Source organism: Thermobifida fusca YX (assembly GCF_000012405.1).
Lineage (GTDB): Bacteria > Actinomycetota > Actinomycetes > Streptosporangiales > Streptosporangiaceae > Thermobifida > Thermobifida fusca.
Window position 1 is genome coordinate 2,993,929 of the sequence record NC_007333.1, and the last position, 12,414, is coordinate 3,006,342.

Sequence of the window (12,414 nt, forward strand, 5' to 3'; positions counted from 1 at the left end):
GGCTAGCCTCTCCTTGTCACGCCGCTGTGTTGCTGTCACCCCGGGAGAGGCCATGTCGCTCGATCAGCCCGCGCACCGCCGGCCGCGGGTCGCCGCTGCTGTCCTCGCCGGCGGCGTAGGGTCGCGCATGGGCAGTGCGCACCCCAAACAGCTCCTGCGGCTGGCTGGGCAGACCATCCTGGAACGCTCGGTCGCCGCCCTGTGCGCCGCCCCAGAGGTGGACGAGGTCGTCGTGGTCATGAACGCCGCCCACCTCGCGGAAGCGGAGAAGATCCTCGCCGAAGGCAGGTACGACAAGGTGTCCCGGATCGTTCCGGGAGGAGCGAGCCGTTCCGAGAGCTCTCTCGCCGCCCTGCAGGCAGTCGACGACTACGACGACAACGACCTGCTGCTCCTGCACGACGCCGCGCGTCCGCTGGTCAGCGGCCGCACGATCACTGCCTGTGTGACTGAACTTACCGAAGTCGGCGCGGTCGGCGTGGCTGTACCGTCCAGTGACACCGTGGTCCAGGTCACCTTGGACGCCTCTGGACGCGAAGTGATCGCCGCGGTCCCCGACCGCGCTGCGCTGCGTCGGATGCAGACCCCGCAGGGTTTTCGGCTCGGCGTGATCCGCCGGGCCTATGCGCGAGCGTTCGCCGAACCCGGGTTCACCGCCACGGACGACTGCGGTGTCGTCCTGCGCTACCTGCCTGAGGAACCCGTGCGTATCGTCACCGGGGAGGAGAGCAACATCAAAGTGACCCATCCCAGCGACCTTGCCGTGGCTGAAGCCCTGCTCCGCACCGGGGTGGCGCAGTGATATTCGTCCCGACCGAGGTCATCGGCCACCGCGGCTTCGGCCGCGGCACCGTTGCCGGCCTGGTGGAGAACACCCCCGAATCGTGCGCCGCGGCTGTGGCGCACGGCGCCTCCTGGGTGGAGATCGACGTGCGGCGCAGCGCCGACGACGTCCTGCTGGCGTACCACAACGCTGCCCTGCCTGACGGGCGGCTCATCGTGGACCTGCCCGCCGCGGAAGCCCGGGCCGCCGGGGTCGCCACCCTCGACGAGGTCCTGGAAGCGATCCCCTCGGACATCGGCCTGGACTTCGACGTGAAAACTGTGCTGGAGGACGCTGTCGACCCGCCTGCCCGGCGCACGGTCAGCCTGCTCGCGCCGTACCTGAAGCGGCACGCGCGCCTCCAGCGGGTCTTCGTGTGCTCCTTCGACCCCTCTGCCCTGCTCGCAGTGCAGGAACAGGTGCCCGGGGTGGCCACCGCTTGGATGCCGTTCGTCCGCAACCCCGTCGACCACGCCCTCGCCGGGGCCGTGGCCCTGGGTTGCGCCCTGGTCGCCGTCGATGCCCGATCGTTCGGCCTGGGCGGCGAACCGGAGCGCCCGGGGCGGCGCTCGATTGAGGAGACGGTTGCGACCGCGCACCGCGCCGGTCTGCAGGTGGTGTCGTGGTGCCCCGACCCGGCGGACTCGGCGCGCCTCGCCGCTGCCGGAGTGGCCGCCGTGGTCGTCGACGATGTTCCCGGCACCGTGCAGGCCCTCACCGCTACGGCCGCGTCCTCTGCATAGGACACCGGTCCTTTCCCCAGGCTGGGGAAAGGACCGTGCACTCAGTTGGCTTGGGCTTTCTGCTGGCGCCGCGCCTGCGCAGTCCGCGAGTCGGAGCCCAGGCTCGGCGGACTGGTGAGGAAGCCCGCCCCCCACGCCATGTGCATGGTGGCCAGCGCCACCGGGAGCGCGAGGCGGGAAGCCAGCGGCAGTCCGGAGCCCAGCGGAATCGAGGCGAGGAGGATCGCCGCCACATAGCCGCCGGGGATCAGCCACGCCGGCCAGAAGAAGAACCCGCCCACCAGGCCCAGGACGATCGCGGTCAACGCAACCGGCGGAGCCAGGTAGCGGAAGTTGAGGGTGCCCGGGTGCTGCCGGGCCACAACCCGGCGCCACCGCCCGTAGTGGAAGTACTGTTTGGCGAGCGCCCGGACGTTGGGGCGCGGCCGGTAGGACACCCGCATCCGCGGCTGGAACCACACGGTCCCGCCGGTCATGCGGATCCGGTAGTTCATCTCCCAGTCTTGAGCCCGCAGGAACGCCTCGTCGTAGCCTTGGACCCGCTCCAAGGCGGAGCGCCGGAACACGCCCAGGTAGACGGTGTCAGCGGGCCCGCTCTCCCCACCGGTGTGGAAGCGGGCGTTGCCCACGCCGATCTTCGACGTCATCGCGGCGGCCACCGCTTTCTCCCACGGGGTTTCCCCCTCCGCGGCCATGATGCCGCCCACGTTGTCCGCGCCGGTCTCCTCCAGCGTCTCCACCGCGATCCGCAGATAGTCGGAGGGCATCATGGCGTGGCCGTCGATGCGCGCAACGATGTCGTGGGAGGACGCAGCGATAGCCGCGTTGAGTCCGGACGGGGTACGGCCTGACGGGTTGGGCACCACCTTGACCCTCGGGTCCGCCGCAGCGAGTCCGTCAGCGATCTCCTGTGTGCGGTCGCTGGACGGCCCCACGGCCAGGACGACCTCGATTTCACCTGGATAGTCCTGTTCCAGAACGTGGCGCACGGCGGAGGCGAGGTGGCGTTCCTCGTTCAGGACAGGCATGACAACCGAAACGGCAGGCCAGCTCACGGGCATATCCACAAGATTTTCACGCGATCCGGGAAGGAATCTGGGTATGTGAGTGCGGGAATCCGCTGTCGCAACGGTACTGCATACAGCGGTGCCCGGGATCCGCTCGACGACCGTCCCATCCCGGTGGACGGGACGTGGAGGCAACACGCCGTAACCGGATTTTCCCGATCCGGAAGGGTGGTGCTGCCACTCTGGAAGAGTCGGCGGCTCGGACTGCTCCCGCGGCAGCGGCGGGCCGGATGGTTCGGGAGGACAACCGGTGAACGAGGACGGTAACGACACACCCCGCCCGTTAGGGGAAGTACCCGAGTTTCGACGGATCCGGTCGGGACCGCTCCCCCCGCATCAGAACATCCCGCCCCGTCGCCGCGCCCCCGCAGACCAGCTGCCGTGGCTGCCCAGCGCGGCCGCCCGACGGCGCCGCGCCGCACTACTGCTGTGCGGGTTCCTGTCCGCTGTGGTCCTGCTGGTGTCGGGAAGCTCATGGGCGGTCACCGGCTGGCTCTCTGACCAGTTGCACCGTTACGACGTCTTCACGGGCCTGCTGGACGAGAACCGTCCCCCGGCCTCCCAGGGCGCGTTGAACTTCCTGGTGATCGGCTCCGACGACCGCAGCGGTCTGGACTCCCGCCAACGCTCCGAACTGGGGGTGGGCAACGTCGAAGGGCGGCGCTCGGACACCATGATGCTGGTCCACCTCAACCACCAGCGGGAGCACATCACCGTGGTGGGCATCCCCCGGGACTCCTGGGTGCGGATCCCCGGCCACGGCCCTGACAAGATCAACGCCGCCTACTCCCTGGGCGGACCGCAACTGGCCGTGCAGACCGTGGAAGCGGCCACGGGGGTGCGCATCGACCACTACGTGGAGATCGACTTCACCGGGTTCGTGGAAGTGGTGGACACGCTCGGCGGGATCACCGTCTGCCTGCCCGAGGCGATCCACGACGAGAAGGCCCACCTGTCCCTCGAAGCCGGAACCCACCGCCTGCAGGGCACCCAAGCGCTGGCTTTCGCCCGCACCCGTAAAAGCCCGCACGGCGACTTGGACCGCATCGACCGGCAGCAGCAGGTGCTGGCCGCACTGCTCGACGAGGCGCTCAATGCGCAGATCCTCAGCGACCCGGCCCGGCTCGCCCAGTTCGTGGAGACCGCGCTCGGCTCGATCACGGTCGACGACACGCTGGACACCGCTGCCCTCATCCAGTTGGGCACGCAGCTGCGTTCCCTCGGCCTCGACGACGTCACGTTTACCCAGGTTCCGGTGGACCGGATCGACTTTTGGACGCCGAGCGGCGAAGTCGCGGTCACCTGGCATGAACAGCACGCCACCGAACTGTTCACCGCGATCGCTGCGGACCGGCCCATCCCCCAGCCGCAGTCCGCGGAAGACTCAGCCCTCCCCTCCCCGGACGAGGTGACCGTGGAGGTCTACAACGGCACCACCATTCCCGGGCTGGGCGCCCAGGTGCGTGTCGAACTGCTGGAGTCGGGGTTCCAGGTGCCGGAGAGCGCCGGGAACTGGCCGCAGCAGGACCTCGCCGAGACCCTGGTCCGCTACTCCCCGGAGCGCGAGGACGCCGCCACCCTGCTCGTGGAGAGCATTCCGGGGGCGCGCGCCGAAGTCGACCCGGGGCTGGGAGGCCGCGTCCAAGTGATCGCCGGCGTGAACCACACCGGGGTAGCCGTACCCGCCCACGCCGCCTCCCCGATTGCCGAGCAGCCGGTGGACGTCGGCGGCCGGGAGACCGTGCACACGCGCACCGCAGCGGAGAACGTGTGCCGGTGAACTCCGGGCCGTACGCGGTCCCGGAAACCACGGGCGGCTACCGCGCGTTGTCCCGGTGAGGCGGACAGAAGTGAGTTTCCTGCCTCCCGGTGGTAGGGAGAGAGAACACCGGTTGTTAAGGAGGGCCCGTGGTACGCCACCTGCTCGGTCTGCTCGCCGGAGTCGCGGTCACCCCGCTGCTGTGGGTCGGCGTGGCATGGGCGGGCGATCAGATCGCTCGACACGCCGCTGGACAGGAGTCCAGCGTCCCGCTGCCCACCGCCTGCGCCGTCCTGATGGGGGTCGGCCTGCTCGGCGCAGTCCTCGCTGCAACCCGGTTCTCGCCGCTTGCTGCGTTCGTCTCCGGCGGAGTGCTTCTCGGCGGCCCCCTGTGGGCGCTCCTCGACCCCGGCTCGCTGACGCAGCTCCTCCCGGCGTGGCTGGTAGGCTCCGACTCGCTGGTCCATCCGCTGGGCCCCGGGCTGCCGCTCTTGTGCACGCTCGGCACGCTGCTGTTCCTCTCCGCGCTCGTGCCGTCCCGATGGCGTTCGCGAAGCCAGCCCTGGTCCGAGGAGGTGTACCCGCCGCTTCCGCCCCCGGCCCGGGAACGCGGCCCCACGCCGACCCCGCCGCCTCCCGCAGACCCGCCTCCCGCCTCCGACCAGGCCGACGACCTGGCTACTCGGACGACTCTCCCGTTCCGCCGCGGCGAGGACGGCATCCATCCGCTGGCGGGGGATGACGACCATCACACTCGGGTGTTCGGCGACGGACGGTAAACCACGGTCCTGCCTCACCAGACGCTGTCCAATTTCTTGCAGTCTGTTGTGCTGTGCGGGAGTTCGACAGGGTTCAAGCCGACTACCGTGTTGGGATTAACCGCCCCTCGTGCACGCCAGTGAGCGGTCGTGGCGGCACGTGACCCGGAGGGGGCCCTGGGGCGGTGGAACAGCCCGCAGATAGCATTCCTAGGCCGGTCGGTGAGGAAGGACTGATTCCATTGGCGGAGAAGCAGCGCCTCAGAATCGCGGTGCTCGGCACCGGATACCTCGGAGCGACCCACGCCGCGTGCATGGCGGACCTGGGGTTCGACGTCCTCGGGCTCGACACGGACCAGAGCAAGATCGCAAGCCTCTCCTCCGGTCGGGTGCCGTTCTACGAACCGGGTCTCGAAGAGGTGCTCAACCGCAACCTGGCCGCTGGCCGGCTGCGCTTCACCACCGACTACGCCGAAGTCGCGGCCTTCGCTGACGTGCACTTCATCTGTGTCGGGACCCCGCAGCAGGCCAACTCCAACGCAGCCGACTTACGGTATGTCGACGCCGTGGTCGACACGCTGGCCCCCCTGCTGACTCGGCCCGCCGTCATCATCGGAAAGTCCACGGTGCCGGTGGGTACCGCGGCCCGCCTCGCCGCCCGGTTCCGGGCCCTCGCCCCCGCGGGTGAAGCCGTGGAACTGGGTTGGAGCCCGGAGTTCTTGCGGGAAAGCCACGGGGTGGAAGACACGCTCAACCCGAACCGGATCGTCCTCGGCACCGACTCCCCCCGGGTCGAGCAGGTGATGCGGGAAATCTGCGCCAGCCAGATCGAACGGGGCATCCCGTTCCTGGTCACCGACTTGCAGACCGCGGAACTGGTCAAAGTCTCCGCCAACGCGTTCCTCGCCACCAAGATCTCTTTCATCAACGCGATGGCCGAGGTGTGCGAAGCGGTGGGCGCGGACGTGATCCAGTTGGCCAAGGCGCTCTCCTACGACGACCGGATCGGCGGCAAGTTCCTCGGCCCTGGCCTGGGTTTCGGCGGCGGCTGCCTGCCCAAGGACATCCGCGCGTTCATGGCGCGCGCCGACGAGCTGGGAGTGGAATCGGCCCTGTCGTTCCTGCGCGAGGTCGACGCCATCAACCAGCGGCGCCGTGCCCGCACGATCGACATCGCGCGCGGCCTCATCGGCGGGAGCTTCGCCGGACGCACCGTCGGTGTGCTGGGCGCGTCCTTCAAACCGAACTCCGACGACATCCGGGACTCTCCCGCACTGGACGTGGCGGCTACGATCAACTCGCTGGGCGCCCGGGTCACGGTCTACGACCCGGAGGCTTTGGAGAACGCCAAGCGCGCCTACCCGCAGTTGAACTTCGCGCACACGATGCTGGAAGCGGTCCGGGACGCCGAAGTGGTTCTCCTCCTCACCGAGTGGGCCGAGTTCCGGGATGCCGACCCGGACGAGCTCGGCAAGGTGGTGGCTGAGAAGCGGATCGTGGACGGCCGCAACGCGCTGGACCCCGACTACTGGCGTTCCCGCGGCTGGACGTACCGGGCTCTTGGGCGCCCGTGACCGGCCCGTTGCTGTTCCGCACGAGGGGGACACGGTATGGCACAGCTCAATGATCCGGAAGCGATCCGCCGGCTGCTCGTGGACACCGAGGTGTGGGCGATTGTGGGGCTGGGCGCCAATCCGCACCGCCCCGCCTACTCGGTGGCCCGGTTCCTGCAGGAGCGCGGCAAACGGATCGTGCCGGTGCACCCCACCGCGGCAACAGTGCACGGTGAGCGGGGGTACGCCTCGCTCACCGACATTCCCTTCGACGTGGACGTGGTGGACGTGTTCCGCCGCTCCGCAGAGGCGGGCGCGGTTGCCGACGAGGCGCTCACCCGGCCTGAAGTCCAGGGCGTGTGGTTCCAGTTGGGAGTGGTGGATCCTGCCGCTGCCGACCGGGTGCTGGCCGCGGGGCGCACCATGGTGATGGACCGCTGTCCCGCGATCGAATGGCCGCGCCTGGTGGGATGAGCCCGGCCGACGAGACTGCTCGATCCAGGGCCGGGCTCGGAATGTCGCTGGGCGGGTGCTCCGGGCTCAGCGGGCGCCGAAGCCGAACGAGGAGCCTTCCGTGAGTTTGCGGCGCAGCCGCTCCCCCTTGGCTTTGGCCTGCTGGTTGAGGTCGTCCTGGAAGTCGGCCATCTTCGCGCGCAGCTCCTCGTCGTGGGCGCCGAGGATCCGCACTGCCAGCAGGCCCGCATTGCGGGCCGCGCCCACCGCCACCGTGGCCACCGGGACTCCCGCGGGCATCTGCACGATGGACAGCAGCGAGTCGAGCCCGTCGAGGTACTTCAGCGGGACCGGCACCCCGATGACCGGCAGCGGAGTGACCGAGGCGAGCATGCCCGGCAGGTGGGCTGCCCCGCCGGCCCCGGCAATGAGGACTTTCAGGCCCCGCTCCGCTGCCTGGGAGCCGTAGGCGATCATCTCGTGCGGCATCCGGTGCGCCGAGACCACGTCAACCTCGTAGGGGACACTGAACTCGTCCAGTGCCTCGGCTGCCTCTTCCATGAACGGCCAGTCGGAGTCGCTTCCCATCACGATGCCGACGGCGGGCGGGCTCTGGCTCACTGTGCGTCTCCCTTGAGGTAGGCGGCGGCAGTTCTAGCTCTCTCCAGCAGGGCTTCGGGGTCGTCCCCGACCACGGTCACGTGTCCGATCTTGCGGCCGGGCCGAACTTCTTTGCCGTAGAAGTGCACTTTCAGCTCCGGGTCCCGGGCCATGACATGAATGTAGCGGTTGAACACGTGGGGGTCGTGCCCGCCGAGCAGGTTCGCCATCACCGTGAAGGGGGCCACAGTGCGCGGCGACCCCAGGGGCAGGTCCAGGACGGCCCGCAGGTGCTGTTCGAACTGCGACGTGCAGGCGCCGTCGATCGTCCAGTGGCCGGAGTTGTGCGGCCGCATCGCCAGCTCGTTGACGACGACACCCGTGTCGGTTTCGAACAGTTCCACGGCGAGCAGCCCCACCACGTCCAACGCAGCGGCCAGTTCGATGGCGAGCTCCTGGGCGGCCACCGCCCGGTCTTCGGACAGGTGGGGGGCAGGAGCGATCACTTCGTGGCAGATTCCGCCGCGCTGCACGGTCTCCACCACCGGGTAGGCCGCGACCTGGCCGTAGGGGGAGCGGGCGACCTGGACCGCGAGTTCCCGGCGGAACGCGATCTTCTCTTCGACCAGCAGCGGGACCTGCTCGCGGGCGGCGCGCTCTACGACGGCCGCGGCCTCTGCTGCATCGCCGACTACCCACACGCCTTTGCCGTCGTAGCCGCCGCGGGCCGCTTTGAGCACCACCGGCCAGCCGGTCTGCCCGGCGAACTCGGTGACCTCGTCCAGGCTGGTGATGCCGCGCCACCGCGGGCAGGGGGCGCCGAGTTCGCTCAGCCGGGTGCGCATGACCAGCTTGTCTTGGGCGTGGTGCAGCGCTTCCGGGCCGGGGCGCAGCACGATCCCGGCGTCGTGGAGTTCCCGCAGCACCGGCTGGGGGACGTGCTCGTGGTCGAACGTCACCACGTCGCTGTCTTTGGCGAAGGCGAGCAGGTCGTCGCGGCCCCGGTCGTCGCCGAGGTGCACGTCGGCGACGACCCGCGCCGCACTGTCGGTGGGGCGGGCCGCCAGGACGCGGAAGTCCACGCCCAGCGCGATCGCCGCCTGGTGGGTCATCCGGGCGAGTTGGCCGCCTCCCACCATGCCGACGACGGGGACGGTCCGGTTAGTCTCGCTCACGGCTGCCTCACCTCTCGTTCACGGATACTGGGGGGCGGCCCCGCTTTCCACCGACGCGGGAACCCGGAAAAGTCTAGTAATCCTCTTGGTTCAGATCGGAACGGCTCGTGCGGTTGCTCTCCACGGTGTACCAGCGTTTCGCCCAACTCATCCACGAGCTGGCCAAATTCGGCGTGGTCGGCGCGGTGGCCTATGTGACGCAACTGGTCGCCACCAACGTGTTCTGGTATGCGCTGGGCCTTCCGGAACTCGTGGGGCAGGCGCTGGGCACGGTCTGCGCCACCGTGGTGGCGTTCCTCGGCAACCGGTTCTGGACGTTCCGGCACCGTTCGCACGGCCATCTGCTGTGGTCGTATGTCATGTTCTTCGGGTTGAACGCGGTGGGGTTGGGGATCCAGGTCGCCTGCCTGTGGTTCACGATCGCGGTCCTCGGGCTGGACGGCCCGCTGGCACGGAACATCGCAGGCAATGTGGTGGGGGTGGGCCTGGGCACCCTGTTCCGGTTCTGGAGCTACCGCCGGTGGGTGTTCCGCGCCCCGCACCGGGTGTCTGCCGCAGAAGCGGAGCAGGGGTAGCCCTATTCACTCAATTTTTCGTAAAAAGGTTTTTACTTACTTTCGACAAGGCCAACAACAAAAAGGATTATTTGCTCAGTAAACTTCTTTTTTCACAGAGCCGCTATCTCTAGGACCAGAGGACTGCGCGAAATAGGCAACACCTGGCGAAGACAGGAGTTGCACATTTTTAGGAAATCTCTGGTCCATCGGCGAGCGTAACCCGAAAATCTCAGCGAGAGTCTTACGATCAGTGCTATGACCTGCGTTTTGCTGGCCGAAGACGATGCTTCGATCTCTGAACCGTTGGCCCGCGCGCTCCGGCGGGAAGGATATTCAGTCGACGTCACCGTCGACGGTATGGAAACACTCGACCGTGCCCGTAGCGGCGACATCGACCTGCTCGTCTTGGACTTGGGATTGCCCGAACTGGACGGGCTCGAAGTAGCCCGGCGGCTGCGTTCCGAAGGGCACGGAACTCCGATTCTCATCCTCACCGCCCGGGCCGACGAGGTGGACACCGTCGTCGGACTGGACGCGGGGGCCGACGACTACGTCACCAAACCCTTCCGCCTGGCAGAGCTGCTGGCCCGGGTCCGGGCCCTGCTGCGCCGCGGCGGCGGCGAAGTCCCCGTCGTCCACGGGGTGCGCATCGACACGGACTCCCGCCGGGCCTGGCTCGGCGACCGCGAACTGCAACTGACCACGAAAGAGTTCGACCTGCTGCGGGTCCTGGTCCGCGAAGCGGGCAAGGTGGTCACCCGGGAGCAGATCATGCGGGAGGTATGGGACACCAACTGGTGGGGGTCCACGAAAACACTGGACATGCACATTTCCTGGCTGCGCCGGAAGCTCGGCGACGACGCCAACCAGCCCTCCTACATCACTACGGTGCGGGGGGTCGGCTTCCGGTTCGAGAAGGAGTGAGGCGCCCGCGGCGTTGACGAGGCACTATGCGCAGGAGGATGCTGTTCTCCACCCTCGTGGTGGCCATCGTCGCGGTACTACTGCTCGGGCTGCCCTTGGGGGCGCTCACCTACCAACAGGTGAACAACGCGAACATCGACCAACTCCAGCGGGAAGCCGAGATCATCGGCACCGAGGTGGACACCCAGCTCATGCGCGAGGGCCGCGTCGACGCCGCCTACTTCGCCAAGGTCTACCCCCAGCGGCATATCCAGATCACTCCTAGCGGCTCCTCCACCGTGGTGACCGGAGGCTGGGAGTACGATCCGCACGCTTCCGACGCGCCTGCAGCGCTCAACGCGACTGTGGTCTCCGCCGGCGGAGCCTCCATCTCGGTGTGGCGGGACACCCGGGGGGTGCGCGAGGAGATCATCAGCGCCTGGTTGGGGATCGCTTCCCTGTCCCTGCTGGCGATCGGCGTGGCGGTAGGACTGGCGATCTTGCAGGCGAGACGGCTCACCCTGCCGCTCGTGGACTTGGCGGCAGCCGCAGAACGGCTCGGTTCCGGATTCATCAGCCCCTGGGGGCACCGCTACGGCATTCCCGAAGCCGACGCCGTGGCTGAAGTCTTAGACCGCAGCGCCGAACGCATCGCCAGCCTGATCTCCACTGAGCGGCACTTCGCTACCGACGCCTCCCACCAGTTGCGCACTCCGCTGACCGCGCTGTCGATGCGGCTGGAAGAGATCATCGCTGAAGCAGACAAACCCGATGTGGTCTGCGAGGAGGGCGAGGCCGCGCTCGCCCAGACTGAACGGCTCGTCGACATCGTGGAAAGCCTGCTCGGACGAGCCCGCCGCACCCAGAACCCCAAACTGGAACCGGTCGCGATCGACGATGTGATCGAGCAGTTCATGGAAGAGTGGCGGCCGGTGTTCACCCAGGCCGGGCGGAAGATCCAGCTCGCCGGCCAGCCGGGGCTGACCGCGATGACCGTGCCCACCGACCTGGCCCAGATCCTGGCGACCCTCGTGGAGAACGCCTTCAAGCACGGGGCTGGCACGGTGACTGTCCGCCGCGTCGAAACCGGACAGTCCGTGCGGATCGAGGTGAGCGACGAAGGCGAAGGGATTCCGGAAGACCTCGTCCCCCGCATTTTCGAGCGTGAAGTGACGAGCGGCAACGGCACCGGACTGGGGTTGGCGCTGGCTCGGCACATCGCCGAGTCCGAAGGCGCCCGGGTGGAGTTCATCCAGTCCAAGCCGACGACGTTCGCGCTCTTCCTCCCCCCGGGCCGGGCCACTCTGGCGCGGACCACGGGGCCTGCCTGACCCGCCGCTCCCGTCTCACTCCGCTTGGGCTGCCCAGGCGGAGATCGGGGCCGCGGCGCCGTGCCCGGAGTAGACCGTGGTCTCCGGCGGCAGGGTGAAGAGGCGTCCCGCCACCGAAGTGCGGAGCGTCTCCGGGTCGTCCGGAGCATACTCTCCGCTCGCGCCGTGCCCGAGCAGGGTGTCACCGGTGAACACGGTGGCGAGCGCAGGCACATACAGGCAGACCGAGCCAGGGGTGTATCCGGGGGTGTGCCGCACCTCCAGTTCAACCGCACCGATCTGGAGGACTTCCCCGTCCAGCAGGGGCGCATCCGGTTCGCGGCGGGGGTGGCGCCGGTACCACAGCGGCAGGTCAGCCGGGTGGAGCAGAATCGGTGCGCTGGTGAGGTCTGCGAGGGTTTCCGCTGCGTTCACATGGCTTTCGTGGGCGTGCGTGCACACGACTGCCATCAGTTCGCGGTCACCGAGACCGCGGGAGATCGCCACCGGGTCGTGCGCCGGGTCGATCACGATCGCGCCGCGGTCGTCCCCGATGATCCACACGTTGGCGCTGCCTTCCCGGGTCCGGGCTTCGGGAGGCAGCACTCCCGAGGTGACGACCCCGCTGACCGTGACGGGAACTGCCGTGTCAGGACTGTCGGTCATGGGATGTACCACCGCTTTCCGTCGTCTCACGGCACCGCGCGGGCGAC

13 protein-coding genes are annotated in these 12,414 nt (G+C 68.6%); 9 read left to right on the forward strand and 4 right to left on the reverse strand.

All coding sequences use genetic code 11. The features are described 5' to 3' along the window. Positions 1-52 precede the first annotated feature (52 nt). A complete protein-coding gene (ispD, locus tag TFU_RS12620; RefSeq protein ID WP_011292962.1) occupies positions 53-802 on the forward strand; it encodes a 2-C-methyl-D-erythritol 4-phosphate cytidylyltransferase in 750 nt (249 codons plus the stop codon). Further along, complete coding sequence (locus tag TFU_RS12625) at positions 799-1,566, forward strand: glycerophosphodiester phosphodiesterase (protein WP_011292963.1); 768 nt, start codon at positions 799-801, stop codon at positions 1,564-1,566. The genes ispD and TFU_RS12625 overlap by 4 nt, the downstream gene beginning before the upstream one ends. A gap of 41 nt (positions 1,567-1,607) precedes the next feature. Here TFU_RS12625 and TFU_RS12630 read toward each other — a convergent pair whose 3' ends face one another. Then, positions 1,608-2,621: a glycosyltransferase family 2 protein gene (locus TFU_RS12630; RefSeq protein ID WP_081430452.1), complete on the reverse strand. Its 1,014-nt coding sequence runs from the start codon at positions 2,619-2,621 to the stop codon at positions 1,608-1,610. A gap of 262 nt (positions 2,622-2,883) precedes the next feature. On the opposite strand from TFU_RS12630, the gene TFU_RS12635 reads away from it, so the two are divergent. From TFU_RS12635 to TFU_RS12650, 4 genes are all read left to right on the forward strand, one after another. Continuing rightward, positions 2,884-4,413 carry an LCP family protein gene (locus TFU_RS12635; protein ID WP_011292965.1) on the forward strand — a complete coding sequence of 510 codons (1,530 nt, stop codon included), beginning with the start codon at positions 2,884-2,886 and terminating at the stop codon, positions 4,411-4,413. Positions 4,414-4,541: 128 nt separating this feature from the next. After that, positions 4,542-5,171 (forward strand): hypothetical protein, encoded by a 630-nt coding sequence (locus TFU_RS12640; protein ID WP_011292966.1) that lies wholly within the window; start codon positions 4,542-4,544, stop codon positions 5,169-5,171. A gap of 221 nt (positions 5,172-5,392) precedes the next feature. Continuing rightward, the gene (locus TFU_RS12645) at positions 5,393-6,724 is read left to right on the forward strand and encodes a UDP-glucose dehydrogenase family protein (RefSeq protein WP_041428149.1); all 1,332 of its coding nucleotides are present in this window, start codon (positions 5,393-5,395) and stop codon (positions 6,722-6,724) included. Between the two features lie 36 nt (positions 6,725-6,760). Then, the gene (locus TFU_RS12650) at positions 6,761-7,177 is read left to right on the forward strand and encodes a CoA-binding protein (RefSeq protein ID WP_011292968.1); all 417 of its coding nucleotides are present in this window, start codon (positions 6,761-6,763) and stop codon (positions 7,175-7,177) included. A 66-nt stretch (positions 7,178-7,243) separates the two neighbouring features. On the opposite strand, the gene purE is transcribed toward TFU_RS12650, so the two are convergent. Together purE and TFU_RS12660 are read right to left on the reverse strand one after the other, a co-directional pair. Then, a complete protein-coding gene (gene purE / locus TFU_RS12655) occupies positions 7,244-7,777 on the reverse strand; it encodes a 5-(carboxyamino)imidazole ribonucleotide mutase (RefSeq protein ID WP_011292969.1) in 534 nt (177 codons plus the stop codon). Next, the gene (locus tag TFU_RS12660; RefSeq protein ID WP_011292970.1) at positions 7,774-8,931 is read right to left on the reverse strand and encodes a 5-(carboxyamino)imidazole ribonucleotide synthase; all 1,158 of its coding nucleotides are present in this window, start codon (positions 8,929-8,931) and stop codon (positions 7,774-7,776) included. Before TFU_RS12660 ends, purE begins: the two co-directional genes overlap by 4 nt. Positions 8,932-9,038: 107 nt before the next feature. Here TFU_RS12660 and TFU_RS12665 point away from each other — a divergent pair, with 107 nt between their 5' ends. The 3 genes from TFU_RS12665 to TFU_RS12675 all read left to right on the forward strand — a co-directional run bounded on the left by TFU_RS12665 (position 9,039) and on the right by TFU_RS12675 (position 11,722). Beyond that, positions 9,039-9,506, forward strand: coding sequence for a GtrA family protein (locus tag TFU_RS12665; protein WP_011292971.1), 468 nt, complete (start codon positions 9,039-9,041; stop codon positions 9,504-9,506). A 237-nt stretch (positions 9,507-9,743) separates the two neighbouring features. Beyond that, positions 9,744-10,412 (forward strand): response regulator transcription factor, encoded by a 669-nt coding sequence (locus TFU_RS12670; protein WP_011292972.1) that lies wholly within the window; start codon positions 9,744-9,746, stop codon positions 10,410-10,412. Positions 10,413-10,438: 26 nt separating this feature from the next. After that, positions 10,439-11,722, forward strand: a complete 1,284-nt coding sequence (locus tag TFU_RS12675) for a sensor histidine kinase (protein WP_011292973.1) — start codon at positions 10,439-10,441, stop codon at positions 11,720-11,722. Positions 11,723-11,737: 15 nt separating this feature from the next. Here the strand turns inward: TFU_RS12675 and TFU_RS12680 are convergent, their stop codons facing one another. Then, on the reverse strand, positions 11,738-12,367 hold the full coding sequence (locus TFU_RS12680; RefSeq protein ID WP_011292974.1) for an MBL fold metallo-hydrolase: 630 nt from the start codon (positions 12,365-12,367) through the stop codon (positions 11,738-11,740). Positions 12,368-12,414: the final 47 nt, after the last annotated feature.

Excerpts from the sequence above, each read along its gene's own strand:
- TFU_RS12650 (WP_011292968.1), top strand. The coding sequence starts at position 6,761 with ATGGCACAGCTCAATGATCCGGAAGCGATCCGCCGGCTGCTCGTGGAC.
- TFU_RS12680 (WP_011292974.1), bottom strand. The coding sequence starts at position 12,367 with ATGACCGACAGTCCTGACACGGCAGTTCCCGTCACGGTCAGCGGGGTC.
- ispD (WP_011292962.1), top strand. The coding sequence starts at position 53 with ATGTCGCTCGATCAGCCCGCGCACCGCCGGCCGCGGGTCGCCGCTGCT.
- TFU_RS12675 (WP_011292973.1), top strand. The coding sequence starts at position 10,439 with ATGCGCAGGAGGATGCTGTTCTCCACCCTCGTGGTGGCCATCGTCGCG.
- TFU_RS12670 (WP_011292972.1), top strand. The coding sequence starts at position 9,744 with ATGACCTGCGTTTTGCTGGCCGAAGACGATGCTTCGATCTCTGAACCG.